The sequence below is a fragment of the Streptomyces sp. NPDC043861 genome (assembly GCF_056435905.1).
This window is the reverse complement of the sequence record NZ_JBWKDP010000022.1, coordinates 13,227-37,007: the sequence shown is the minus strand read 5'-3', so window position 1 is coordinate 37,007 and position 23,781 is coordinate 13,227. Positions and strand designations below refer to the sequence as shown.

General features: G+C 69.4%; 31 protein-coding genes and 1 pseudogene. 12 read left to right on the top strand and 20 right to left on the bottom strand.

All coding sequences use genetic code 11. The features are described 5' to 3' along the window. Positions 1-52: 52 nt before the first annotated feature. Entirely contained in the window at positions 53-481 is a 429-nt protein-coding gene (locus AC068D_RS34795) for a hypothetical protein (protein WP_478827146.1), read from the bottom strand. Between the two features lie 164 nt (positions 482-645). Here AC068D_RS34795 and AC068D_RS34790 point away from each other — a divergent pair. Further along, positions 646-1,225: pseudogene (locus AC068D_RS34790) on the top strand (transposase); the annotation flags it as partial. Positions 1,226-1,433: 208 nt separating this feature from the next. Here the strand turns inward: AC068D_RS34790 and AC068D_RS34785 are convergent. The 5 genes from AC068D_RS34785 to AC068D_RS34765 all read right to left on the bottom strand — a co-directional run bounded on the left by AC068D_RS34785 (position 1,434) and on the right by AC068D_RS34765 (position 5,374). Next, positions 1,434-1,790, bottom strand: a complete 357-nt coding sequence (locus tag AC068D_RS34785; protein WP_478827145.1) for a hypothetical protein — start codon at positions 1,788-1,790, stop codon at positions 1,434-1,436. 164 nt (positions 1,791-1,954) lie between these two features. Continuing rightward, on the bottom strand, positions 1,955-2,353 hold the full coding sequence (locus AC068D_RS34780) for a hypothetical protein (RefSeq protein ID WP_478827144.1): 399 nt from the start codon (positions 2,351-2,353) through the stop codon (positions 1,955-1,957). A gap of 391 nt (positions 2,354-2,744) precedes the next feature. Next, on the bottom strand, positions 2,745-3,215 hold the full coding sequence (locus tag AC068D_RS34775; RefSeq protein WP_478827143.1) for a TetR/AcrR family transcriptional regulator: 471 nt from the start codon (positions 3,213-3,215) through the stop codon (positions 2,745-2,747). 197 nt (positions 3,216-3,412) lie between these two features. Further along, positions 3,413-3,787, bottom strand: coding sequence for a hypothetical protein (locus tag AC068D_RS34770; protein WP_478827142.1), 375 nt, complete (start codon positions 3,785-3,787; stop codon positions 3,413-3,415). Positions 3,788-4,729: 942 nt separating this feature from the next. Beyond that, the gene (locus AC068D_RS34765; RefSeq protein ID WP_478827141.1) at positions 4,730-5,374 is read right to left on the bottom strand and encodes a type III effector protein; all 645 of its coding nucleotides are present in this window, start codon (positions 5,372-5,374) and stop codon (positions 4,730-4,732) included. A 127-nt stretch (positions 5,375-5,501) separates the two neighbouring features. On the opposite strand from AC068D_RS34765, the gene AC068D_RS34760 reads away from it, so the two are divergent. The 3 genes from AC068D_RS34760 to AC068D_RS34750 all read left to right on the top strand — a co-directional run bounded on the left by AC068D_RS34760 (position 5,502) and on the right by AC068D_RS34750 (position 6,933). Further along, a complete protein-coding gene (locus AC068D_RS34760; protein WP_324975789.1) occupies positions 5,502-5,933 on the top strand; it encodes an Hsp20/alpha crystallin family protein in 432 nt (143 codons plus the stop codon). A 99-nt stretch (positions 5,934-6,032) separates the two neighbouring features. Then, entirely contained in the window at positions 6,033-6,428 is a 396-nt protein-coding gene (locus AC068D_RS34755; protein ID WP_478827140.1) for a DUF2267 domain-containing protein, read from the top strand. Between the two features lie 61 nt (positions 6,429-6,489). Further along, complete coding sequence (locus AC068D_RS34750; RefSeq protein ID WP_478827155.1) at positions 6,490-6,933, top strand: DUF2267 domain-containing protein; 444 nt, start codon at positions 6,490-6,492, stop codon at positions 6,931-6,933. Between the two features lie 513 nt (positions 6,934-7,446). Here AC068D_RS34750 and AC068D_RS34745 read toward each other — a convergent pair. Beyond that, the gene (locus tag AC068D_RS34745; protein WP_478827139.1) at positions 7,447-7,785 is read right to left on the bottom strand and encodes a MerR family transcriptional regulator; all 339 of its coding nucleotides are present in this window, start codon (positions 7,783-7,785) and stop codon (positions 7,447-7,449) included. Positions 7,786-8,827: 1,042 nt separating this feature from the next. On the opposite strand from AC068D_RS34745, the gene AC068D_RS34740 reads away from it, so the two are divergent. The 5 genes from AC068D_RS34740 (at position 8,828) to AC068D_RS34720 (ending at position 10,596) form a co-directional block, all read left to right on the top strand. After that, on the top strand, positions 8,828-8,989 hold the full coding sequence (locus AC068D_RS34740) for a hypothetical protein (RefSeq protein ID WP_478827138.1): 162 nt from the start codon (positions 8,828-8,830) through the stop codon (positions 8,987-8,989). An 85-nt stretch (positions 8,990-9,074) separates the two neighbouring features. Beyond that, positions 9,075-9,251 (top strand): hypothetical protein, encoded by a 177-nt coding sequence (locus AC068D_RS34735; RefSeq protein ID WP_478827137.1) that lies wholly within the window; start codon positions 9,075-9,077, stop codon positions 9,249-9,251. Between the two features lie 249 nt (positions 9,252-9,500). Further along, the gene (locus AC068D_RS34730; RefSeq protein ID WP_478827136.1) at positions 9,501-9,857 is read left to right on the top strand and encodes a hypothetical protein; all 357 of its coding nucleotides are present in this window, start codon (positions 9,501-9,503) and stop codon (positions 9,855-9,857) included. A gap of 113 nt (positions 9,858-9,970) precedes the next feature. Further along, positions 9,971-10,225: a hypothetical protein gene (locus tag AC068D_RS34725; RefSeq protein ID WP_451303796.1), complete on the top strand. Its 255-nt coding sequence runs from the start codon at positions 9,971-9,973 to the stop codon at positions 10,223-10,225. Next, positions 10,222-10,596 (top strand): PIN domain-containing protein, encoded by a 375-nt coding sequence (locus AC068D_RS34720; RefSeq protein ID WP_478827135.1) that lies wholly within the window; start codon positions 10,222-10,224, stop codon positions 10,594-10,596. The genes AC068D_RS34725 and AC068D_RS34720 overlap by 4 nt, the downstream gene beginning before the upstream one ends. A gap of 77 nt (positions 10,597-10,673) precedes the next feature. Here AC068D_RS34720 and AC068D_RS34715 read toward each other — a convergent pair whose 3' ends face one another. From AC068D_RS34715 to AC068D_RS34700, 4 genes are all read right to left on the bottom strand, one after another. Then, a complete protein-coding gene (locus tag AC068D_RS34715) occupies positions 10,674-10,796 on the bottom strand; it encodes a hypothetical protein (protein WP_478827134.1) in 123 nt (40 codons plus the stop codon). A gap of 272 nt (positions 10,797-11,068) precedes the next feature. Beyond that, positions 11,069-12,133, bottom strand: a complete 1,065-nt coding sequence (locus AC068D_RS34710) for a hypothetical protein (protein WP_478827133.1) — start codon at positions 12,131-12,133, stop codon at positions 11,069-11,071. Next, complete coding sequence (locus tag AC068D_RS34705; RefSeq protein ID WP_478827132.1) at positions 12,133-12,957, bottom strand: hypothetical protein; 825 nt, start codon at positions 12,955-12,957, stop codon at positions 12,133-12,135. The genes AC068D_RS34710 and AC068D_RS34705 overlap by 1 nt, the downstream gene beginning before the upstream one ends. Before the next feature lie 84 nt (positions 12,958-13,041). After that, positions 13,042-13,296 (bottom strand): hypothetical protein, encoded by a 255-nt coding sequence (locus AC068D_RS34700; RefSeq protein WP_478827131.1) that lies wholly within the window; start codon positions 13,294-13,296, stop codon positions 13,042-13,044. 226 nt (positions 13,297-13,522) lie between these two features. On the opposite strand from AC068D_RS34700, the gene AC068D_RS34695 reads away from it, so the two are divergent. Beyond that, complete coding sequence (locus AC068D_RS34695) at positions 13,523-13,798, top strand: hypothetical protein (RefSeq protein ID WP_478827130.1); 276 nt, start codon at positions 13,523-13,525, stop codon at positions 13,796-13,798. 82 nt (positions 13,799-13,880) lie between these two features. On the opposite strand, the gene AC068D_RS34690 is transcribed toward AC068D_RS34695, so the two are convergent. Both AC068D_RS34690 and AC068D_RS34685 read right to left on the bottom strand, forming a co-directional pair. Then, a complete protein-coding gene (locus AC068D_RS34690; protein ID WP_478827129.1) occupies positions 13,881-14,879 on the bottom strand; it encodes a zeta toxin family protein in 999 nt (332 codons plus the stop codon). Beyond that, positions 14,821-15,588 carry a zeta toxin family protein gene (locus AC068D_RS34685; RefSeq protein WP_478827128.1) on the bottom strand — a complete coding sequence of 256 codons (768 nt, stop codon included), beginning with the start codon at positions 15,586-15,588 and terminating at the stop codon, positions 14,821-14,823. The genes AC068D_RS34690 and AC068D_RS34685 overlap by 59 nt, the downstream gene beginning before the upstream one ends. 618 nt (positions 15,589-16,206) lie before the next feature. On the opposite strand from AC068D_RS34685, the gene AC068D_RS34680 reads away from it, so the two are divergent. Both AC068D_RS34680 and AC068D_RS34675 read left to right on the top strand, forming a co-directional pair. Then, entirely contained in the window at positions 16,207-16,470 is a 264-nt protein-coding gene (locus tag AC068D_RS34680; RefSeq protein WP_478827127.1) for a hypothetical protein, read from the top strand. A gap of 65 nt (positions 16,471-16,535) precedes the next feature. Next, positions 16,536-17,579: a DUF6292 family protein gene (locus AC068D_RS34675; RefSeq protein WP_478827126.1), complete on the top strand. Its 1,044-nt coding sequence runs from the start codon at positions 16,536-16,538 to the stop codon at positions 17,577-17,579. A gap of 13 nt (positions 17,580-17,592) precedes the next feature. Here the strand turns inward: AC068D_RS34675 and AC068D_RS34670 are convergent, their stop codons facing one another. From AC068D_RS34670 to AC068D_RS34640, 7 genes are all read right to left on the bottom strand, one after another. Continuing rightward, the gene (locus AC068D_RS34670) at positions 17,593-17,859 is read right to left on the bottom strand and encodes a hypothetical protein (RefSeq protein ID WP_478827125.1); all 267 of its coding nucleotides are present in this window, start codon (positions 17,857-17,859) and stop codon (positions 17,593-17,595) included. Positions 17,860-18,208: 349 nt separating this feature from the next. Beyond that, positions 18,209-19,234 carry an agmatine deiminase family protein gene (locus AC068D_RS34665; RefSeq protein ID WP_478827124.1) on the bottom strand — a complete coding sequence of 342 codons (1,026 nt, stop codon included), beginning with the start codon at positions 19,232-19,234 and terminating at the stop codon, positions 18,209-18,211. Further along, positions 19,231-20,106, bottom strand: a complete 876-nt coding sequence (locus tag AC068D_RS34660) for an aminoacyl--tRNA ligase-related protein (RefSeq protein ID WP_478827123.1) — start codon at positions 20,104-20,106, stop codon at positions 19,231-19,233. The genes AC068D_RS34665 and AC068D_RS34660 overlap by 4 nt, the downstream gene beginning before the upstream one ends. Continuing rightward, positions 20,093-20,380 carry an acyl carrier protein gene (locus AC068D_RS34655; protein ID WP_478827122.1) on the bottom strand — a complete coding sequence of 96 codons (288 nt, stop codon included), beginning with the start codon at positions 20,378-20,380 and terminating at the stop codon, positions 20,093-20,095. Before AC068D_RS34655 ends, AC068D_RS34660 begins: the two co-directional genes overlap by 14 nt. Next, positions 20,367-21,305, bottom strand: a complete 939-nt coding sequence (locus AC068D_RS34650) for a diiron oxygenase (RefSeq protein WP_478827121.1) — start codon at positions 21,303-21,305, stop codon at positions 20,367-20,369. The genes AC068D_RS34655 and AC068D_RS34650 overlap by 14 nt, the downstream gene beginning before the upstream one ends. Further along, the gene (locus AC068D_RS34645) at positions 21,302-22,696 is read right to left on the bottom strand and encodes a condensation domain-containing protein (RefSeq protein ID WP_478827120.1); all 1,395 of its coding nucleotides are present in this window, start codon (positions 22,694-22,696) and stop codon (positions 21,302-21,304) included. The genes AC068D_RS34650 and AC068D_RS34645 overlap by 4 nt, the downstream gene beginning before the upstream one ends. Then, positions 22,693-23,775: a threonine aldolase family protein gene (locus AC068D_RS34640; protein WP_478827119.1), complete on the bottom strand. Its 1,083-nt coding sequence runs from the start codon at positions 23,773-23,775 to the stop codon at positions 22,693-22,695. Before AC068D_RS34640 ends, AC068D_RS34645 begins: the two co-directional genes overlap by 4 nt. Between the last annotated feature and the right edge of the window lie 6 nt (positions 23,776-23,781).

The following is a 23,781-nucleotide window of genomic DNA, read 5'->3' as shown; positions in this document are numbered from 1 at the left end:
CGGACGCCCTGCAGAAGCGAGCCCGCGCGCTGCTGGCCGACCAGGGCATCGGCTACCACGCCGCCCTCAACCTCGCCCGAGAGCACGCCGAGTCGCCGCGCACGTCGACCTCGGGGTGCGTGAACCGCACGGTCTTGCCCAGTGACCGGGCGTAGGCGATTTCGGCTCGGGTGCTGTCTCCGATGTAGTCGCCGACTACGAGCACCTCATCAGCGAGCCGGATCTTCGCCCGGTGCAGATCGTCGAGTCGAACCTTCAGCGCCTCGGCCTCGACAGGATCGGCCCAAAGTTCGTGCGGCGACTTCATGTCACAGCCTGGTTTGACGACAATCTTTCCGTCTTTGGTCTCCCGCAGATCGGCCTCGTTCATCTCGGTCATGAAGCGGGTGGAGCCGCAGATCACGACGATACGCGGGAGGCTCAACAGCTTCTTCGCGTCGGCGAGCTTCTCCTCGGGGGTGAGCAGTTGCGGGTATGACACTGGTTCCTCCTGGTGGTGTGGTCCAAGGGGTGCCTGCGGAGACGAGAACGAGGGTGTCCAAGATCGTTTTGTGACGAACGACGTGGACACCCTCGCGACAGCACTCTATGCGACGACCGTCGACATGCTGAAGGAGTATCCCGACCTGGCGCCGTGGCGCCCCGAGCGACGACGTATGGGTCGTGGACTCCACCCCGGTGGAATGCGGCCGCTGCCGCGAGACCGTCAAACGCTCCGACCTGGCAGGTTGGGCCGATTACGGCTACTGCGCCAGCCACAGTCGCTTCTTCTAGGGCCTGTGCCTGCACCTGGTCTGCACCCTTCAGGGCCTGCCCATCGCCTTCGCCTTGACCGGGGCCAAGGGCGCGAGACCCTCCTTGACCTCCTGGCAGCCGTATGCGAGCTTCTGCGAGAGCGCCCCCGACAGACTCTCATCGGCGACAAGCACTACTTCGGCCGTGGTTTCGAACGCGAACTGTCCGAGCATGGAGTCCAGTTGCTGCGGCCTGCCCGTAAGGGTGAACGGGAACGGTCTGGCGCAGCCCTGTTCAACCGCTGCGACAGGTCATCGAATCGATCAACGAGACCTTCAAGGGACAGCTTGACCTCGAACGGCACCGAGGGCGCGCACCCGGAGGTGTCATAGCCCGCGTCATGCAACGCATCCTCGCGCTGACCGCCGCGATCTGGCACAACGACGCCACCGGACAAACCGTCCTACGCTCACTGATCGCCTACGATCACCGACCCCTTGGAATAGATCATCTAGGCAATTTTCCTGACAGGGAGGACCTGTTGACACAGCAGGAGCCCCCGAAGGCCGCGAGGCCTTCCGAAGCTCCTGCGTTCCCACCCACGCGAATCATGGTGACGGTGAACGAAGCCGCCAATGCAGTGCACCAACAGTAGTTCGATGCTCGACTGCCTCGCCAAGGGAACCAACTGCGCCCGGTCAGGGGCGGACGACCGTCAGGCCTACCGCATCCGCGGCCCAGCCCGCCGCCACCGCGCAGAGCACTGGAAGCACCAGCAAGGCCACACCCATCGCCGACGGAAACCTCCCTCGCTCGCGCACAACTTCACGCGGCGCGAACGCCTTGCCCGTCGCGGCCTTCGTGTGCGTCGTCGACACCGGAGTGGCGACGCTCAGAGCCACCAAGGCCACCTCACGCCAGCGCAGTCGTTCGTCCCCGTGCACCGGGAGGGTCCACGACGACACCCAGCCCCGGAACGGCAGCAGCGCCAGGGCGAGACCGCACAGGAAGCCGACACACGCTGCGAGCGTGCCGGGCCAGGGCTCTTGCGCCACGTACCGAATGAGAAACGCCACCACGACGATCGCCGGAACCGGGATCAGCAGCGGTATCGGCTACTCACGTCGGTCCGGGAGCCAGCGCAACAGCAGGCAGGAGAGCACGATCTCGGGGATCAGGACAGCAACGACCCACAAAGTCAGGGGCATGGGACGTTCCGTCAGATGTCGAGGAGGGTGCCGAGCGCGGCGGCCGTCAAGAGGGTGATGGTGAAGCAGGTGCCCAGGAAGACCACGACGTGCTTGGGCGTCGCGCGCTCCATCGTTCCGCCGGCGCGGACCAGGGCCACTTGGCGTCGGATGTACTTGGTGAAGACGGCCATGGCCATCAGCAGGCCCAGCATCCAGACGGTGTAGAGCTGCAGCGCCGTCTGCACATCCTCGCCCCGCATCGCGGTGTCCCCGACCGCCGAAAGGCCGCCGGCCAAGCCGGGGGCTGTCGCGAGGAACACCTTCCACTTCCTCGTCGTCGCCCAGGACTGCATGACCGCGCCGAACACGATGGCCACCGCGGCAGCCGCGATCCACCAACCAGTGGTGGAGGACCAGAAACTGAACACGGAAGACCTCCTAGGTGCTGCGGGACCGCCTGGATGGGGCAAGCCTGCGACTCGCCCCGTCCACGCGTCTGTGCGGGCTGCTTACCAGGTGAAGATACAGATCACGGTAGTCGTGACGTCGTAGCCGATGTCCACGATCTTCTCACCGATGACCTCTCGTCGATGCCTGCTCTGCGGAGCATGCTCCTCGTCAGCTTCGACTTGCCGATGAAGCTTCCGCCGAGCACGAAGAGGCCGAGAGCGGAATGGAACTCCTTGCTGTCCCAGCCGTATCCCCAGCACGCCAGGCCGGCACCCGAAAGCTACCTTGCCGGACTCCACCTCCGCGCCTCAATGATCTGGATCGACAACCTCCTGACGGCCGCCGACTGATCACAACCTCACACAGGCCCTAGATCCACGGGTGTGTTGGCCGCGATCTCCCGCGCGCCACGGCATGCTCGAAGACGATCAGCAGCCGCTCCTTTGAGGGGGTCAGGAAGTTGCTGCGGATGCAAGCCTTCAGCACCGGATCGGCGGCGAAGTCAGCGAGCAGCCCCGGGAGCGCCGCCGCAGGGGCAGGTGCGTGGAACTCGTCGACCAGGCCTCTCAGCAGTGCGCTCAGGTCCCCGGCCAGCGTCCCGGTGTCTGGGGTCGGAGCATGGTCCGTGGTCGTGAACACGGCCTCGAAGACCAACTCCGGCTTGCCCCGCCACCGCCGGTAGACAGTGTCCTTGCCGACACCGGCACGGGCAGCCACCGCCCCGATCGATGTCGCGGCGTACCCGACCTCGATCACCAGCTCTGTGGCCGCGCTGACGACCGCCTCGTGCGAGCGGGGATCCCTGGGACGTCCCCTGGGGCGATCGATTCGCCTGCGCACGGGGACAGTTGGAGGCCGTCGAACAGCGTTCGTCCGCCGATCCGATGACCGAGCCCGGTGACCTCCGGTACCGCCCGCGTGTCTGCGGCGGTGTCCTGTGCTGTCTGCATGGGGGGTCGTCCTCACCGTGTTGTCGGTGTCCGGGAACGCGAAAATGCGGTGGGGCGCTCTGGACCGCCCCACCCCATCACTGCGTCCTAGAAGCCGTCACCGGGGCGGTCGTCATTGCCACAAGTGTCCGGGGTGAGCCAGAGGTTGATGCAGGCGGTCACCTTGCGGACGTAGTTGGTCTCGTCCATGCCGCTTCTGACCGTGTTGCCGCTGCCCCTGGAGTTGTCGAGGCGCAGGCCGGTGTTGTTCCGGCGGTCGTACAGCGTGTAGACGGAGTAGCCGTCTCCCGCGGTGTCCTTGATGGCGACCTGGCCGTTGGTGCCGTGGCTCCAGGCCTTCGTGCCTATGCCCGATGAGTCCAGGTTTTCCCCGGCGCCGGCGAATGCCTGTCCGGCCCCGGACAGTGCGAGTACGGCTGCGCCGCCAACCAGGATCCTGGTTGCAGTTCTGCCGATGGACATGAGCTCTCCCCTGTTGGTCGATGCGCTACTGAAGACGCGGACGCGGTGACGACTCTTCGCTCACCGTCCCGGCGCCGTAGGTCCCCCTGCGCCGGCCGCCGCGTCATCGACTCTCTCGCGGCCGCGGCGCAGCCACCACCGTCATGTTGTTGCACTGCACGAAGCTGAGCCGTGCAGGGGCATCCCTGCGCGGACGTCGCCAAGGCCAGGCAGCTCATAGAGTCTTTGAAGGTCTTTGCAGCACAGGGTCGGGTTGAGCAGGGCCGCGATGTGTTCGTGGACGTGCTCCGCTGGGGTTCCCACCCGAGCGGTTTGCGGGGGCAGCTGAGTTTCGGCGACATCATCAGGACTCGCGCGTGTGGGCGGACAAGGTCAGCGCCTTGGGCGCAAGCCCGAGCTACGGCGGGCCCTCGTCGCCGCCTGCCTCGGAGCGTGGAAACCGGCCGCGAAGCTTCTCGCCGAGGCCGGACAGGTCTGAGAACGGCGTGCCTACTACCAACATCCGTCCGCCCTCTGCGGGCGGGCGAGGGGCCGCTGGCTACGGGCCTGGAACGCTGCGCGCCCGAGCGATCCGGACGTGCCACTACTCAAAGCACGTGCCCGAATCCACTACGCGTGGAAACTGCGGGGTGCCGCCCGGGCCCGCCACACCTCCGCCCGGGAACTGATCGCGTCGCGCGAAGACATAGCGGTGGCAGCGTCCGTCAATCCGGACGACCCCACCCCATGTCACATCGTGCGTGCGGGGGAGGGCTGAGGGGGCCGGGTGGCGTCATGGCGATTGGCACACTGCGGGTGGTGCCGGGCTGGTGGGGTGCGGGGGTGGGTCGGGCCGTGGGTGCCGCTGCCGGTCTGGCCGCGGGTGGCGATGAGGGACCAGGCGATGGAGACGGTGATGGTGGCGGCGATGACGCTCAGGGCCGGCCCTGCGGTATGCGCGAGTCAGCTGGGCGGCTCGGCGGGTTCGGTAAGGGCGTCGATCTGGTCGGCGAGGCCGGGGTGCGTGGCCAGGTAAGGGCGGGTGGCACGGAGGGGAGCGAGGAGCGACACGGCGTCGTCGTCCGCGAGGGCCGAGTGGAGCCTGCCGAGCGGGCGGCGGGCCTCTGCCGGGAGGTCGGTGAGTGCGATGATCTGGCCGGCGAGACGGCGCAGGTCGGCCGCATTGCGGCGGGCCCAGGTGGCGGTGGTGCGGTCGGCGGCGCGGGCCTGTCGGGTGGCCTGGACGCGCTGTTCGCCGGTGGTCCCGGCGGGGCCGGGGCGGCCGCGCAGATAGCGGCGCTCGGCGGCCTGGCGGCTGGCGACGCCGAGGGGGTGGGCGAGGTCGGCCCAGCTGGCGCCCGCGTCACGGGCTGTTTCGATCAGGCCGGTCTCCCATCCGGCGAGCTGCTCGCGTACCTGCCGCAGCAGCATCAGGGAGGCCAGGGCCTGTTCCGGGCCGGGACCGGAAGTATCGGGGGCGTTCGGGGTCTCGTGCTGGGCTTCGCGCAGGGCGTCGTCTATGGCGTTAAGGGCCGCCGCGGCGGCAAGGAACGACGCCGGGCTGTGGGCGCCGGTGCTGGACGAGGATGGCTGGTTGGCCGGAGTCACGGACACCTCCCTCGGGTCGTCATCAGACGGACGACATCGTGCTTGTCATCCATTGGATGACATGTTACAACGGTGTCAGTGAAGCGCATTGGCAGCAACTGCCTGAACCGCTGGAGGTGTTTTCACGATGTTGATGCGCACCGACCCCTTCCGTGAGCTGGACCGGCTGGCACAGCAGCTGATGGGCCCGGGCACCTGGTCGAAGCCGTCGGCAATGCCGATGGACGCCTACCGCGAGGGCGACGAGTACGTGGTCGCCTTCGACCTGCCCGGCGTCACCGCAGACGCGATCGACATCGACGTCGAGCGGAACATGCTCACGGTCAAGGCCGAGCGACGGCCGGTGGCGAAGGCCGACGACGTGCAGATGGAGCTGTCCGAGCGGCCGCTGGGCGTCTTCTCCCGCCAGATCGTGCTCGCCGACACCCTCGACACTGAGCACATCAAGGCCGACTACGACGCGGGCGTGCTCACCCTGCGCATCCCGATCGCGGAGCGCGCCAAACCCCGCAAGATCTCCATCGGCGTCGGCTCCGGTCACAAGGAGATCTCCGGCTGACACCGGCGGGACAGGTGCGGAGGACGGGCACCTGATCTCCCCCTCACCCCGCCCTCCGCACCCCCGTGGGCAGTCCGAACACGAAGGGTGGCGGCCGAGATGACTCTGCGACGCGAAGCGTTCCTCGACCACGTCAAGGAACGCGGCGAGTACGGCACGCCGGAGGAGGCAGAGCGCGCGGCCCGTGTGGTGCTCGCCCTGCTGGGCGCGCACCTGGTCGGCGAGGTCCGCGCCCAGTTGGCGGCACGCCTGCCGGAGGACTTCGCCCTGATCCTTCTCAACCCGCTGACCAGCGCCGAACCGCTGCCGCCGGAGCGGTTCGTCCGGGCGACCGCAGCCTGGATCGAGGGCGCCACCGAGCAGACCGGGACCTGGGACGTCAGTGCCGTGCTGTCCACGGTCGCCGACACGGCCGGCGATGACCTGCTGGGGCAGATCCTGCTCCAGCTCCCCGTCGGCTACGACCTGCTCTTCGGCCGCCCCCAGCCCACCTGACCATCGGTGCCATACACCGGCACCCACCCCCACCTTGACTCCACGAAAGGCATGCACCGCAGTGATCACCGATGTGCGCGTACCGCTTGAGCAGCAGCAGCCGTACGGGACGGCGTACGAGCACATGCTGGAGAAGGTCCGCTACGAAGGCACCTACCCCACCCGTGAGAGAGCTGAAGAAGCCGTCCGCCTGGTCCTGGCAGGGCTGGGACGCCAGCTGACCGGCGACGAACGCGTCGACCTGGCCGCCTGCCTGCCCCTGGAGGCCGCACGTGACCTGACCGCGCAGATCCCCGACACGCAGCCCCTGACCGGCTGGGCCTTCGTCAAAGACCTTGCCGCCCGCTCCGGCGCCTCCCTGGCCACCACCCGGTGGGACACCGGTTCCGTCTTCGCGGCCGTCTCCGCCTACGCCGGCCCCGACCTGATCACCTGCATCCTCCACCAGCTCCCCACCGGCTACGCGCTGCTGTTCGGCCGAGCCGAACTCACCCCGGCCGCGTAAACGGCCGTGCTCTTCCAGCGCCAGGGGCGATCCGCCCGCCGTGGCGGCCGCCGCGGTCCAGCAGGTGCCCGCCCCGGCCCGTACGGGCCGGGGCGCTGGCTCCCGTAGCCGGAGACGAACCGTTCACCCCTCCGGCGCAGGTCGTCCAGGACGCCGGATCGCCATGTGAAGTGACGGACGCAGGCCAGGGCCGTCGGGCTCGTGGCCGGGACCCGGTGATTCCCGGAGGCCATCGTGACGTCCAGACCGTATGAGGACGATCTGGCGGGGTCGCCCTTCAGGCCCGGTCGGGGCCGGCCCCGGGCCGCCAGCAAGCAAGGCGTCCATCGCGGCACGACGGCACCGGCCCGTGCCCCGCAAGGAGAGGCCGCCGCAGCCCCGGCTGACAGCCGGGCTCCGGGTGGGGCCGGAGCCATGGTGAAGGCGACGTTGCCCGGGACACAGAGGCGTCCCGGGCAGTACGTGTCGGCGCCAGCCGCGAAGCCGCTTGGGCGGTCGCAGGTCTTCGCTGTCTCAGTCCGAGGCCGGCGGAGCGGATGATTCGGCGGCGCGGCGGTATTCGTCGTTGATGCGCTGGGCTTCTTCGAGCTGGTCTTCGAGGATGATGATGCGGCAGGCGGCCTCGATCGGGGTCCCGTGGTCGACGAGCTCCCGGGCCCGGGCTGCGATGCGCAGTTGGTAGCGGGAGTAGCGGCGGTGCCCGCCCGCGGAGCGGAGCGGGGTGATCAGGCGGGCTTCGCCGATGGCTCGCAGGAAGCCCTGGGTGGTGCCGAGCATCTCGGCGGCCCGGCCCATGGTGTAGGCGGGGTAGTCGTCGTCGTCGAGACGGCCGAAGGTGTCGTCTGCTGTCATTGCACCTCTCTGTGGAACACGCTTGAGGGGCCCTGGTGTCGTACGACACCAGGGCCCCGAAGGAACTGCTACACCATCTGCCGGCCCTGGTACTGCGCCGGCGTTCTGTTTCCGCTGGCCCGACGGGAATGCTGTCGGGGGCGCGGGGATCGCGGTTGCTTGACCGGAGACCACCTCACTATCGATGTCCTGCGGTACCCGGGCTCAAGACTTCCGCCCGGGCGATCCTGATGGGCGCCTGGCTCCTCCGTTCTTCCTCGGTGATCAACTACGTACTGCTGGTACTACGTACTGCTCAGCGGCCTGTGACAGCGCCGCCCTTCGGCAGCCGGCCCCGTCGCCCGTCTTGCATCTGCTCTGGCTTGGAACCCCACTGCGGAACCTCCCGGTGCGCGCGTCCGCAGCCGACGCCTTCACCGAGGTACTGCTCACTGACCTTCACTGCTGGGTACTGCGTCCTGCACTTACCGGTACTGCTCAACTGCGGTACTGCTCACGGCGGCCCCTGATCACTGCGGGCCACCCGGTCCGGTCGCCAGTCCCGTCGCCGTTCTGTAAAAACCCTGGCTTCGAAACTCCGCCACCGCACCGTCCTGCCAACTGCAACTGCGAGTACCGCTGCCCGGTAGTTCGTCTCTACCAGGCCCTGCCGACTTCCTTGACTACGAGAGAAACCATAACCAGGCCACCACTCAATGTCTACTCCGGTCAGCATAGATTTTTGGGCGTTCAGCGATGAGGTAATCGAACTCAGACAGTGATGACACGGCTGTTCGCATCACAGCCGGGCACAGCACCGCGCAGACAACCGGGCATCCGTTTACCTCCGCGCCGACTGGGCCCACCAGCTCGACCGCCGAGACGACGACGAATGCCCCAGCTACGCCCACACCACCGGCCAAACCCTCCTCCCGCCGTACGCGGCCGACATCGCCGCCCACCTCGCCCACCGCCGCGCGGACGGCGTCGGCACCTCCGCCGCTTCCTCGCCGACCCGAAGAACCCCGAGCTCGAAGCCTCCGACCGTGCCCTGACCGAGGTGATGCTGCGCACCTGCTGGCGCATCGTCGTCGATCCGCTCTGGCTTCACCGCGGCTCCTGCCAAGGCACACAGCTCGGCGGCGGCCCCGCCACGCCCACCGACTGGATGGCTGCACGTCGCCTCGACGTGGAGATTCTCAGCGACCAGGGCGCCGCCCTGTGACCGGCCCCGGCCCCTACAAGCCTCCGCGCTACAAACCCCGCGGCTGGGGCGAGGAACTGCGCCGCCGCCAGCACAACGCGGGGGCATGACCGCGTGGGAGCTCGCCGACGCTGCTCCCGCGCTGCGGCGGATGCGGCGAGCAGAAGCCGGACGTCAAGGCGTGCAGGACCCGTTCACCGAGGCCCTGTACCCGGGAGCCACCGACCACGAGACCGTCCACCTGTGCCCGCCCTGCGCCACCGCCCGCTTCGAGGAGAGCTGACCGCAGTCCCGTCACTCCCTCGCTGCCCGGCCTTCGGATCGGAGGCCGGGCAGCGGCGCGCGCCCCTCGCCACTGGGCCGTGGCCCCGCCAGCGCCCCATCCCTCAGTAGGCCCGCCGGGGCAGCCCGACCGCCGGACACCGCCTCACGACTCGTTGCCGAAAACCCACCCCGACATATGGCCAAAACTGGCACTGTCGGGTGATGATCAACCCACCCCCCACAGCACCACCCACCCATGGGGGCTGCCTTGACTCTGAACCCGCCCACCGCGCACACCCTGGCCCGCGCCACCGTCCACCGCGCCGGCCCCATCACCACGCTGGTCACCGTCCAGGGCTGGTACACCGAGCAGCTGCTGGCCCCCATTCGCACCGAGATACTCCTTGAGGTCACGGGACGGAGCAGGGCAGACCTCGCCGGTAGTTGCTTGTGGGTCATGGCCCGCCTCGACGCGACCACCCCCGCTGGGCTTGCCCTGCACGGCTGGTCCCCGGACGAGCCGGCCGCGCCCGGGCACACGAAAGCGGCGCCGCTCGGCGGCGGCGCAGACATGTGGGCCGGGACGTTGGCGACCACCGTGCCTGCCACACGCTGGGCCGCTTGACCTCAAGAATGGCCAGAGGTCTGCGGGTCCCTGGTGCCGATGGCGGGAGCTGGTCGGTGCCAAGGAGGGCGAGGGGCAGACCGATGTGTTCTACCGGCGGTAGAATCTTGCGTATGAGCAAGCCGACGAGCATCAAGACCAGCGAAGAAGTGCGCGACAGGCTGCGGATCCTCGCGGACGAGCGCGGCACTACGATCACGGAGCTGCTGGAGGAGCTCGCTACTCGCGAGCTCACGGCTGCCGAGCGCGAGCAGCGCGCCCTCGAGGCGGCTTCCGAGCTCGGCGTCGAGTACACCGAGCAAGTCGAGCAGGCCGGTCAGGACGCCTGGGCGAAGATCCGCGCCCATCAGGGCGGCGCCGCCGCATGAATCTGACGGCCGTCCTGGACCACACAGCGCTGACCGCCCTGTATCGGGCGGACCCCTTCTTCACCGGCCTGTACATCGAAGCCTCGCGCGGCACCGGTCGCGTCCTGGTTCCGTCGCTGTCCGTCCTCGCTGCCGAGCGTCAGGTTGCAGGAGCGGGCAAGCACGCCGCGTCGCTGCGGTTCGCGGAGAGCGTCCCCTTCAGCACGGCGCACGCCGTCGATGCGATGGACTGGCCAAGTGTGGACTGGCCGGTGGCTCACGCCGCGGCGATCGCCTGGCAGGCGGTCAAGGCGGGTGAGCCGCTCACGGTTTTGTCACTTGAGCCCGAGCTGTACGCGGGAACAGGGATCACCCCGCTGAATCCCACCTGAGCGCGTCGCATCCAGACGCCGGCGCACGTCGCAGGAACGGCGGCCGTTTCCACTGGAAGCGGCCGCCGACTCCATTCTCAGCGCGCGTTACGCAGGTACTCGCGCCGTGCGATGGCCAGCGTCCGCCATCGGCTGCGGGTGGGCTGCTCGCCGTCCAGCCACCGCGCCACGGATGCGCCGTGGAGAGAGCGGTCGGCCATGAACTGGGCGATGTCGACGTAGTACGCGTAGTCGCCGCCGCGAGTGAGACTTTGCAGCCGCGAGAGGGCAGCGCGGATCTTGTCGTAGTCGTTTCGGACGGCGTGGTGGAAGCACAGGGCGAGTTCCAGCGCGGCTTGTGCGGCGGGCAGGCCGGCGTTGCTGATTTCGGTGCGGAGCAGGCGGACGGGCTCGAGGCTGCTGATGGCCCCGGCGTCTCGTACGATGGCAGCGATCTTCGTGGTGAGGGTGGTGGCGCGGAGGTCGAGCCCCGTCAGCAGCTGTTCGGCAAGGTGGAGTTCGTCGTCGGCGGCCTCGGGGTTGGTGCCGGCCAGGACGAAGGCTCGCTGCTGGTGGCGCGTTCGCCGGCGACATTGTGCTGTTCGGCCTCATGGCGGGCGGCTTCGTATGCGGCGGCCGCGCGTTCCATGTCGCCGTGGGGCCAGAGGATGTCGCCTTCGACGCGGTGGTGGCGGCCTTCCCAGCCGAGAGTGCGGGCGTTGTCGTACGCGTCTGGGAAGTCGCCGGCGAGGCGGGCGAGGTGGGCCAGGCCGCGCCGGGCAGCGGCGACGAGCTGCATGCCGCGTCGGGAGTCGTCGGAGCGGCCGATGTCGCGCTGGGCCTTGGCGAGGTAGTAGACGGCCATCTCGTGCAGGTCGGTGGGGAGCAGTCCGGTGTTGACGACGGTGGTGAGCCGGTCGGCAGTGACGGTGCGGTGCTCGTGCTGGCGGCGGGCGAGCGCGCTGAGCAGTTCGACCAGGGCGTCGGCCGCGGTCTGCGACCTCTCAGTGTCTGGCCGGGCGAGTGGGGCGATGGGCTCCCATACGGAGTCGCTGACGTAGCTCCATGCCGCGCTGGCGAGCCAGTCAAGGTCGAGCCGGAAGTCGCGGGCAAGGGCGAGGCCTTGGCGCAGACACCCGACCAGCAGCACCCGGTCCCGGCCGGAGCCGGCGGCCCACTGCCCGCCGAGCGCTCCGAGGGCCCGTTCGGCGGCCTGCTGCCAGTCGCGCGGGGACCAGCGGTCGTCGGCCTGGTCGTCGGCTCCTCTCTGGCCGGTGGAGCGGATGAGGCCGTGCAGGTGGTACGGCCACAGCCCGAAGGGCTGCTCTCGGACGAAAGGCCTCTCGACCAGCCGCATCGCCGGCGCCTCGTGGGTCATGCCTGCCGCTCGGGTCGCCAGGGCGAGGTCGAACGCGTCCAGCAGCGCGACGGAGCGCAGGACGTGACGCTCATCCGGTGTGAGGTCGGACAAGGTGCGGGCGATCAGGGCCGGGAAGTCGTGGTCGAAGTCGCCCGGCAGCGGGTCGCGGCCCGTACGGCGGATTTCCAGGAACCGCATCACCGACAGGACAAGGTAGAGCGGCAGGCCGTGGGACCGGTCGGTGATGACCTGGCGGATCTCGTCGCCGATGAGGGCTGTCCGTCGCGGGCGAGCCGGCTGGCGAGGTAGTCGTCGCAGTCCTCGGGGGAGAAGTCGCCGATCAGCACCTGCCGCCTGCGGCCGCGGCCAGCGAGCGCGGATGTGGTGCGGGCAGCTGGGATGTCGTGCGCGACCAGGCCGGGCCAGGCGGTGGGCCCGGTGGAGTCGAGTTGGCCCTGGAGAGCGGAGTCGGCCCACTGCAGGCGGGAGCGGCCGGTGATGACGAAGAAGGCATTGGGCATGAGCCACACCACCCGCTGCAGCAGGCGCTCCATGTCCCGGTGGGTGCGGTCCCCGACGTCCTCGAAGGTGTCCAGCAGGATCACCGGCGTCACCTTCTTGTCCGCCGGGAGCTGGGCCAGCTCCCAGGCCAGCAGGTGCGGGTAGAAGGAGAGCGTCTCCAGGTCCGGCTCAGCTTCCAGCAGGTCGGCGAGCCGCGCGCATCTGGCGAGTGCCCGGGCGGTCTGCCGGCGCTCGCGCAGCGCCCGTACGAGGGAGCCGGTCACCGCACCTACCGCCGTGCCGACGCTGCCCGGTAGCAGCAGTGCCTGGGCGACGTCCGCGAGCGCGGACTGCATCTGCTGCGGCATTGCCTTGCCGAACCGGCGGGCCAGTCCTCCGCGGCGGAGGTACTCCTCCAAAGGCTCGCCCGGGTGCTGCTGCTCCCAGTAACGCCGTAGCGCCAGGTCGAATGCGGGCAGCGGTCGGCCGAGTTCAGCGAGCGAGGCCCGGATCGTCAGCACGACCTGCTCGAAGTCGGTGCCGGCGGAGCGGGCCAGGTCGATTCGTACGGGCAGGATCCGCTCACCGGACCAGGTGGGCTCCCCCTACTGGGCAGGCCGGTGCTCAGCACCGGCCAGCGCGGCCTCCAGCTTGCGGGACAGCGTCGTCTTGCCGATGCCACCGACTCCATGGAACACCTGCAGGTTGTCACGCGGTGCCTCGAGGTCCTCGGCGTCGAAGGCTGGGGCAGCGGTGCGCCGCAGGTGCTCGGCGAGCGCGGCACCTACCAACTCCCACTGAAACTGGCGGTTCGTGAACGCCTCCGCCGTCGACAGGCCGAGGTCATTCGTACTGAACAACGCCCTGAGATCCCGACCTGCCACGCCCAACCCCCCGAGAAACGTTGATCACCTGGGCCCAACCTATGCCGGAGCGAGCCCCCTTGAGGGAAGCATCCCCTGGATGCTGTGACGTGCGCAGGAGCTGCGCCCGCCGATCGTGGCGCGTCGCGGCACTGGGCCACCGGAATCGGCCAGGGAGACAATGGCCGTTTCACATCAAGATCAACACAAAGGTGGTAGTGCCGTGTCCGATACCCCCAACCGCGACTTCTCCCAGCTGGAAGGCGGCGATGAACTGCAGGCGGCTGACATCGTCCGGGACGTGGTGACCTGGTACAACACCCAGCTGGCTGCTGAACGCAGGGCGCCGGTTCCCGACGAGGACCGGATCGAGGAGCTCAAGCAGGCCCGGCAGGCCGCGCTAGCCGACCAAGCGCAGCTGGCGACCGCCGACCCAGAGGAGGCGGCCCAGGTCGCCGCTGTCTACGCCGCCCGGCTGAAGGAGCTCAACGAGTCGTAAGCCGGCGCCCCGCGCAGTACGGGCAGGGACCCGACGTGTGGATGCGGCCAGTCGATCCGGGCCGGCTGCACCCGCACGGGCATCAGTGGGCGGGCGAGCGCGGCGATGTCGTCCAGCTCCGCCCGGTGCTGCGGCAGAGCACGGCGCAGCGCCTGGTGGAGCCGGAGGAATGCGGTGGCCTCCTGCTCGGTGTACGGCCGCAGCCGTTCTGCGGCCAGAGCCCACGATGCGCGCCCGCCTCGTGGCGCAGCAGCGCCTGTCCGTCCCGCCGGATCACTGTCACGGCTGCAATCGCCGGATGCCGCTCGGCGAGCTCGACGACGTCGGCCAGCGCGCGGAAGCACTGGTCGTGCCCGGCCCGGGAGGTGAAGCGGGCGTAGCCGCCGATCTGCAGAGAGCGGGCGTAGCGCAGCGCCGTCGACAGCAGGCTGTCCGCCTCCCGGACGGCCAGGACCACCAGCTCGATGCCGTAGCGGTCGGTCGCAAGCGGCAGCGCGCTGGAGAGGAATTCGTCTGTGCTGCCCGGCGCGCCCTCGATGAGCATGTCGCCGCGCCGATGGCGCACGTACGCCTCGGCCTCGGCGAACCATGCGCGGTAGTCGGCCCGGATCGCGGCGCCGGCATTGCGGGGGTCCTCCTTCAGGAGTCGCAGGTAGTCCGGGTGCGACGCCTTGAAGTCGTCGCCGACCAGGTGAGTCGTCCCCGGCCTCATGGCCCGTCTGACCATCCTGGCGGCAAGCAGCTTTCCCGCGCCTGGCTGGCCCAGCACGTACACGGCTCGCGGGTCATCCCGGCCGACGATGTTGTTCAGGTAGGACGGGGCGAGCAGTTCGTCGAAGACCCAGCGGTGTTCCTCGGCGGACAGCCGGTGGTAGTCCACGCCCGGCGCCGTCCGGCGCGGCTGAGCGATCCGCCGGACCGGCTCGGCGAGCGCGGCGGCGCGCTCGGCGTCCCGCTGGACCGCAAGGCGCCGGTCCTCATCGGCCAGGTCGCGGTGCAGGCGCTGGTCGGTACGGGCCAGGTCACGACGGAAGGCTTCCGTCTCCCGGGCGCTCCACGGCCGCCTCCACTCGTACGTCACCGCTTTCTCGGCTGCGGGCCGACGCCGCCATGTCCCGGCAATGAGCTCGTTGTCGTACAGGACGGTGCCGTCTCGCCGTACGACGGTGATGCGGTCGGCCAGTTTGCTCGGCCTCGATGACCGACAGCGTCGTCAGCATCTCCTTTGCGCAGGAGTCATGGTTCTCCCACGACACGTACCGCCCGCCCGCTCCACTGATCGCCTCGGTCAGGAAGCGGTCCAGGATCCCGAGCTGGCTCAGCGCCTGCGGGGTCGCGAGCGCGACCACCTCGATCCGGGAGCCAGCCTGCCGGTACGCGGCAGCGGACGTACGGAACTCGGCGGGATCGGCCAGGGCCGACTCAATCACCGCGTCGAAGCCGTGAATGCGGACGTACTCCTCGACGGCAGCCTGCCAGCGGCGCGTGTCCGGCCGGACCTTGACTCCGGCCGTGCGCACATCGACGGCCAGGAGTGCGGCGTAGTGCTGGTGCGCGGCCTTGTACAGGTCACTGCCGATCCGCACCGAGCCACCGCGATGGTCGAGCACCGCCTGGACGAGGTCAGCGACTTGGGTCTTCCCTGCGCCCGGCTGGCCGCCGACGATCACGACGACCGGCCGGTCCTGGCGGGCAGCGCCTTTCGTCCACGCCGGAAGGATCACCCGGGTCAGTACGTCGCGGCTTTCGTCGTCGGACAGCGTGACCGATACGACGTCCCCGTCTCTCACCGGTTCTCCTGGGCAGCCACGAGCGTCTCTTGCTGAACTGCAAGTCGTGCTCTTCGTAGGTGTCTTCGTGTGCTGGCCAGCCGCCAGAACATAAGACAACTATACCATACACATATCACGATCGCAGGATGCGGCATGCCTGAAGGTGCCCGTTGTGCTGCTTGGCTGATGCGAGACGGGGGCGGCCTGACGATTCGCGGGCACGCAAAAGGCCGGCGCCCAATCCGCCGAAGCGGGTGGCAAGGGCGCCGGCCAACCGAAAACACACACTCCGCGGGAGAACCCGAGAGGTGGTCTCGCTGGCGAGTGTATCCGCCCGGCGCCACATGGGGCACGCGCTTTCTTGCCGACGGTGACGCAAAGACGGTATTGTTGTCTCGTTGGCGTGTCGTGGCAGCGCGCCAGCACCGAACACACACCTCACACCAGGAGCAGCCCGTGCCCATCTACCTCGCCCGGCGCGACACAGACGTTCGCGTCCAGGAACTCGAGGCCCCCCGCCGTCATCGACGCCGCACGCCACGCCGACTCTCACAGCGCACGCCGTTCGTGGCCGACCACCGCCGCAGCCGCGGCCGCCGAACTTGCCCGCGACCTGGCCGCCGACGTCACCGTCCAGTGGCACTCAGACGGCCTCCTCCTGCCGGACCTCGCTCGGCCCCGGGCGACACCGCTGGCATCCGCGTCCACACCACGCGCCGCGCCCCGCACACCCTCTACATCATCACCGCCACCTACCTGGTCCCGCTCACCCACACCGCCGGCACCCTCACCTACCTGCGGCCGCTCATCGACGCCGCCACCCGCAGCTGCGACGGATGCGAGGCGGAGCCCGGCGAGCCGTACCTGCCGAACCGCCTGCCAGACCCCGCAACCACCTGACGCCCGCCCCGGGCGGGGCGCCCTCGCCGACGCCCCGCCCGCACCGTGATGGAGAAACGAAGCAGATGATCCGCGCCGGACGCCTCAAGTACGCACAGACCATGGCCGACCTGGCCGCCCAACTGGGCATGCCGCTCGGCACCTTCCGCAACAAGAAACCCCACACTCAGGAAGGGCACCCCACCCCGATCAGCTCGCCGACCTCGAGGGCACTGCTGTGGGACAGTGAGCAGACCAAGGCATTCCACGCCGGCCAGAGCGTCCCGGTCCTGCCGAACGTCGACGACGACGAGGACCTGCTGGACCGCCACGAGGCCGCCGCCGAGCTCGGCGTCACGCCGGCCAGCTGGAACAAGTACAAGAGCGACCCCAAGCTGACCGAGCACGTTGTCCTCGTCCCCGAAGGAGACGGTACGGAACACTGGCCGCGCCACGTGGTGCGCGAGTACAAGGCCGACCGGCCCGGCCGCGGCGCCGGCGGCGGCCGCCGCACCGGCAGCGGCGACATGATCCCGCGCGATGAAATCCTGCCCCGGATTGCCGAACTCCTCGACGACAACCCGGCCATCACGCTCACCGAGGTCGCCGACACCCTGGGCGTCGCGAAGTTCCCCACCGCCCAGGCCGGCCTCGCCCAGCTCCGCGGCCGACGCATCGCCGACCTGGTCGAGGCCACCCCCGAGCTCACCCCGCTCGAGGCCGCCGAGCGCCTCGGCTACCCCACCGTCACCCACCGCGGCGCCGCGACGATCGCCGAGGCAGAACTGCGCATCCGCCGCGCCCGCCCGTACCTGCAGCAGGTCGCCGACGCCCTCGCCCAGGCCGGCGTCGCCGAGCCGGTCCAGGTCGAGGTGCGCCAACTCTCAGGCGAGCACCTGGCGGCCGCCGTCCCGCTCGCCGCAGGCCAGAGTTCGCCGGCGCTGGTGTGGGACGAGCGGTACGGATGGCGCACCGCGACCAGCCGGCGCCACCCGATCGGCAAGGACGCCGGCACCGCTCCGGAAGGCGAGGGCATCCGCTACCTCGGCAGCGGCACCCGGCCGGAGCCGGCCGAACTGCTCGAGCAGCTTGCCGACGGCCGCAAGGGCTCCAAACGACCCAAGGCCTGAAACCGCCAAGGAGTCATCCGGCCTGCAGGTAGCTCGCCGCAGGCCCCACCATGCCAGGGCCGAAGCGGGCGTTGAGCGCGTCGATGGCCTGCTCGGCGCGCAGCCGGTGCTCCCGGTCGGCGGCGAAGGACAGCTGTCCGGCCACGGCGGCCGCGTCCACCAGCTGCTCGCAGCGCAGGGCGACCGCCCGTACCCGAGCCCGCTGCAGCCTCAAGGCCCGGTACATGTCGTACGAGCAGCAGATGACCAGAACCCCTTGGTCCAGACGGTGAGTGAGCATCGCGTTCCCTTCACGGCGGCGAAACGGTAGTCGCCCAGCCCACCTTCTGTGATGCCCCGCCCGCCACACGCCACGCTGACCGCCGTACGGCCGGTGCGGGCTCCGCTGGGGCCGGCCGCAGCTGTGCAGGGTGCGGGCGCCTGGGAGAAGCTCTGCCACGCGCCGGCAGACCGGCACGCTCGGGTGTGGGAAGGGCGCCCCCCGCTGGTCTGGGCCGTCCACGAAGCCCGTATGCGCAGCGGCCACACCCTGATCCGTTCGACACGCGAGGAGGACCAGGGTGAGCACGGCTCTGAGAACGGGCTGCGGTCGAGCTGCCCGGGCAGTTTCGGCCGGTGCGGGTGGTGGTTCATCCGGCGGCGATCACCCCCGCTTCAGGCGCCGGAGCGGGGAGTTGCTGGGTGATGCAGTGAATCCCCGCATCGCCGGTGGCCAGCGCGGTCGCCTCGACACCGACGACGCGGTGCTCGGGGAACGCCTTGGCGGCCGCTTCCAGCGCCTCGGCGTCCCGGCTGGTGCCGGCCAGCGGCATGATCACTCCGCCGTTGGCGATGTAGAAGTTCATGTAGTTCACGACCGCATCCTGGCCGTTGACGCGGACCGGCTGCTGCGGAGGCAGTTCGAGAACCTCAAGGCTGCGTCCGGCTGCGTCGTTGGCGGCCTCCAGTACGGCGCGGTTGGCCTTCAGTCGGGCGTGATCGGGGCGTGCGGGGTCGCCGCACGCCTCCACCAGGACCCGCCCAGGCGCGATGAACTGGCACACGTGGTCGACGTGCCCGTCGGTGTCGCCGGCGAGGTGGCCGTAGGGCAGCCAGATAACCTCGGTGGCGCCGAGCAGGGCCTCGAACTCCGCCTCCACATCGGCGCGCCCGAGCCGTGGGTTGCGATTGGCGTTCAGGACGCACTGCTCGGTGGCGATCAGGGTGCCCTCGCCGTCGACGCTGATCGCGCCGCCTTCGAGAACCGTCATGGTCGCCCGGCGGTCGATGCCCAGGACGGGCAGGAGCCGCTCGGTGATCTTGTCGTCCTGCGCATACGGGTGGAACCTCTCGCCGAAGGAGTTGTAGCGGAAGTCCACGCCGACGCGGCCCCGCGGGCCGTGGACGACGATCGGCCCGGTCGCCCGGAGCCAGGCGTCGTCCATGGGAACGTCCACGGTGGTGATCTCGACCCCGCACAGGGCCCGCACGCGCTCCGCCGTGCCCGGCAGGACGAGCACGATCACCGGCTCGAAGGCGGCGATGGCCTGGACGATCTCCGCGTACTCCCGCTCGACGGAGCCGAAGCTCTCGCCCCACAGCGACTCACACGGCGGCCAGGCCAGCATGCACGCCTCGTGCGGTTCCCACTCGGCCGGCATGAGGAAGCCGGTCACGAGGCCCCCTGCGGCGTGGGGAAGGACCTGACGGCTTCCTCGGCGGCCGCCCAGTCGCCGTCGAAGCAGTCCGCGAGGACGTGCAGCCACCGCTCGATCCCGAACGCCACACACGAGGTGTGGGCCTCCTCGCCCGCGTAGGTGATGCCAGCGCGCTCACCGAAGAAGTTGCGGTGGTAGTTGACGGAGGCGATCGCGAGGCCGCCGTCGGCGACGAACTCCTCCTTGGTGGGGAAGAGCCGCTGCATCACGGCCCGTGAGCCGCCTGCGTCGAAGAAGGGGTCGGTGGCGACGTCGGTGGTGAGGGTGAGGCCCAGGTGGGCGGCGAAGTCGAGGACGAGGGCCTTGTGGGTGGTGAGGTGGTCCTTGACCGTTTCGGCGTCGCCGACGGCGATGATCTCGCGCATGGTGAAGCCGTGCAGGCGGCGCAGGCCGTCGTAGTGCGTCTCGCGCCGGAAGCACTGCGCGATGGTGGTGAACCTGGCCGGCTCGTCGATGTGGGTTCCCGTCAGTGACAGGTAGGCGTTGTAGCAGGCGGCCGACGGCAGGACCAGGCCGGCCTCTGCCAGCTGGTGGCCGCCGAGGGCGGTGCCCGGCTTGGCGGGGTGCGTCGGCAGATCGGCGATCGCGTCCGTGTTGACCGCCGCCGCGGCCAGGACCAGGTGCGGGAAGTTGGTGAAGTAGTCGAAGCGCGCCAGGTCGGCGACCGGGATCAGCGGCGGGTAGAGGACCTCGGCGGCACCAGCGGTGGCAGCCCAGCCGGTGAACACCGTGTCGAGGGCGGCCCGGAGCCGTACCGCGTCGGGGCCGAGGGTGACCAGTCCGTCGGTGACGGCGACGGGTGCGCGGAGTTCGGGGCTAGGTGTGCGCATGGCCGGCACCTTTCGTGAGCAGCGCGTTGATGCGGTTCAGGGTGCGGAAGTTGTTGACGTCCGTCGTGGCGAGGTCGACGGGCTCGCCGGTCAGTTCCTCGATGAGCAGGAGGAACTCGACGAAGGCGAGTGAGTCGAGGATGCGGGCTTCGATGAGGTCGCGGTCCCAGGCGATGGTCTCCACGGAGGGGCTGAGCTTGCGGAGGAAGTCGAGGACGGTTTCCATCGATGCGTTCGTGGCCGTCGTGGCGGTCGTGTTCTCAGGCGCTGACATGGTCGCTCCCCCAGGAGGTGCTGAAGATTCCGCTCGCGACGAAGAACCGGTCGACGCGGGCCATGAGCTTGACGTGGAACGCCTCGCGCACCGGGTGCGACAGCGCCTGGCGGCGGACCACGAGGGGGTTCTCGACGCCGCAGTCGCGGAAGATCTGCGGGTTGTAGAGGCTGCGCACGGAGTACGTCATGTAGTCCTTGACGTACTTCTCGATCTCGTCGCGGCGGTCTGGGTCGGTGGCCAGGGCGCGGTCGTAGAGGCGCTTGACGAGCTGCTTGCCGAAGGCGACGTGGCGGCTCTCGTCGTGGTGGTGTGCCGAGTGGATCTCGCGGAGGATGTCCGGGATCAGCGGGTCCTTGCCCATTCGGCTGTTGTAGTAGTCGAAGATCTCTTCGAAGATGAGGATGCGGGAGAAGACGATCACGTCGTCCCACAGGTCTCCGAACCCCTCGCGGCGCAGCGGGGAGGCTGCCTCGGGGTAGATGCCGCCGGTGTACCGGTAGCAGAACTCGGCGAAGAACCACATGTGGGCGTTCTCTTCGCCGATGAAGTGGTGCAGGTATTCGTTGTAGTCGGCGAAGTCGGGTGTGTGGATGCGCTTCGCGACCTCGATCATCAGCTCGCGGATTCCGTGCACGTGCAGGCTGAAGAAGTTGACGGTCTCGTAGCGTGCGAGTGCCTTCAGCGTCTTCTCGTCGTCGATCAGATCGGTGCCGGAGACGGTGAGGTAGTCGGAGTTCATCCACCACTGTTCCTCGGGCACGGAGTCGGGCCAGGTGAACTTGGTGTACGGGTTGTAGTAGTCGTCGCGGGACTTCTCGGAGAGACGCGCGAGCATGGTGCTGAAGCCGGAATCGTCCATGGTGATGCGTGCTTTCGGTTGGTGCTGGTACGTGGCGGCCGCCGGGACGGCGGCTCCGGTCATGCGGCGGAGTCGGCCAGCGTGACGAGCGAGTGCTCCAGTTCGCGCAGGAAGGACTCCATGGCGGCCTCGGTGACGTGCCGGATGTCGCAGGTCAGCGAGAACTCGAGGTGGGAACCGTCGTGCTCGCCTGCTTCCTCCCCGTCGTCGACGATGAGGTAGAAGGGCTCCTGCTCGGTGACCGGGAGCCAGGTGAGGACGGTGTCGGCCAGCATGGCGGCGGCGGACACGTCGCGCCGTACGGCCGCGTCCGCCGGCAGGGTGCGGCGGTCGTTGACGCAGTAGGGGAACCACAGCGGTGCGTCCGGGCCGTCGCCCAGCTCGGTGAGGAGCCGGTTCATGCTGTCGGCGTCGCACCCGGAGTTCTGGAAGGCGGTGATGGCCGACAGCCAGGACCGTTTAACCGCCTGGGGCAAATCGGCGCCCGCGAGGTCCACCGAGAAGTAGGTCTCTTGCATCAGGGTGGCCACGGCGGTGCGGCTGTCCCGGCCGAAGCGCTGCGAACTCGTCAGGTGCAGGTCGATGCGGTCGCTTCCGGTCAGGCCCCGCAGCAGCAGGGCCGTCGCGCCGACGATGACGGCCGCGACGCTCAGGCCGGTGTCGTCAGCGATACGGGCGGCCGCGTGGTGGGCGGCGCGCGAGCGGAGGGCCGCCTGCCGGTACGCCGTCTCGTCGGGGAGATCTGCCACCGCGGGAGGCAGCCCGAGGGGCGGCCGGTCGCGGTAGAGCGAGGCCACGTGGGCCAGAGTGCGGTCGCGCTTGCGGATGCCCGCGGGAGACTCCTGCCAGGCTGCCAGGCCGGCCGAGGTCATCGTGCCGGGCGGCAGCGGTGGCAGCGTGCGGCCGTTGCGGAAGTACTCGGTCACCTCGTCGTCCAGGTGCTGGAGGGCATACCAGTCGACCGCCATGTGCGAGAAGACGTACACCCCGCCCCACACGAGGCCGTCGGTGACCAGGAGCACCAGGCGCAGGGGTAGTTCATCGGCGAACCCGAACCGCCGGGTGGCGAAGAACGCCTTGATCGCTTCGATCTCCTCGCCCGCGGTCGTCAGCGTGTTCACGAACTCGACGGGCATGTGCCCCTCGGTCAGCACGCGCTGAACGACGCGGCCGTCCCGTCCTTTCGGGAAGACCGAGCGCAACGCCTCGTGACGCGAGAGGAAGAAGGAGAGTGCGTCGACGCAGTCGTCCTCGGTGGGTCGGGCGGCGGGCGGTACGCGGAACTCCTCGACGACGTTGTAGACGTGATCGTGGGGTGCCGACTTCTCGATCAGCGCCCAGATCTCCTGCTGGCTCCAGTTCAGCCCGGCTTCGACGGCGTGGTCTGCCGTGAAGGGGGCGCGGCGCACGCGCGAGGGGAAGGGCTGTCCGCTGAGATCCCGGTCGGCGTTCACCGCGTCACCGCTTCCGGATCCGTCCGGCTGGCTGCGAGTTCTTCGGCGATGGCTGCGGCGAAGGCGTCGACGTCGTCCGGTGTGGTGTCGAAGGAGCACATCCAGCGGACCTCGCCCGTCCGTTCGTCGCGCACGTAGAAGGGGTGGCGTTTCTGCAGGCGGGCGGTGGCGTCGGCGGGCAGGACGGCGAAGACCGCGTTGGACTGCACCGGTCGGACGATGCGTAGGCCGGGCAGGCCGGCGACGGCTTCGGCCAGGCGGAGCGCCATGGCGTTGGCGTGGCGTGCGTTGGCCAGCCAGAGTCCGGATTCGATCAGGGCGATGAACTGCGCGGAGATGAAGCGCATCTTGGAGGCGAGCTGGGCCGTGGCCTTGCGCAGGAATTTCGTGCCGCGGACGGCGTCCGGGTTGAGCACGATCAGGGCTTCGCCCAGCAGCAGGCCGTTCTTGGTGCCCCCGAAGGAGAGGACATCCACGCCGGCGTCGGTGGTGAGGGCGCGCAGGGGCACGTCGAGCGCCGCTGCGGCGTGGGCCAGCCGGGCACCGTCGAGGTAGACCGTCATGCCACGGTCGTGCGCGTAGGCGCAGATGTCGGCGATCTCCTGGGGGGTGTACAGGGTGCCGAGTTCGGTGGGCTGGGTGATGGCGACGACGGTCGGCTGGGCGCGGTGCACGTCGCCCCGCCCTCCTGCCTGCTGTTCGATCAGTGCGGGCGTGAGCTTGCCGTCCGGGGTCGGCACGGTGAGCAGTTTGACGTGGGCGATCCGCTCCGGGGCGCCGCATTCGTCGGTGTTGACGTGGGCGCTTTCGGCGCAGATGACGGCGCCCCAGGGCACATTCATGGCCTGGAGCCCCACCACGTTCGCGCCGGTTCCGGTGAGCACGGGGTAGACGCGCGAGTACTCGCCGAAGTGCTCGCGGAAGACGTGCTGGAGTCGTTCGGTGTAGGCGTCGTCGCCGTACGCCGCCTGGTGGCCTTCGTTGGCGGTGGTGAGGGCGGCCAGGATGTCTGGGTGTATTCCTGCGTAGTTGTCGCTGGCGAAGCCCCGCGACGCGGGGTCGTGCAGTCGGGAGATCAATCCTTC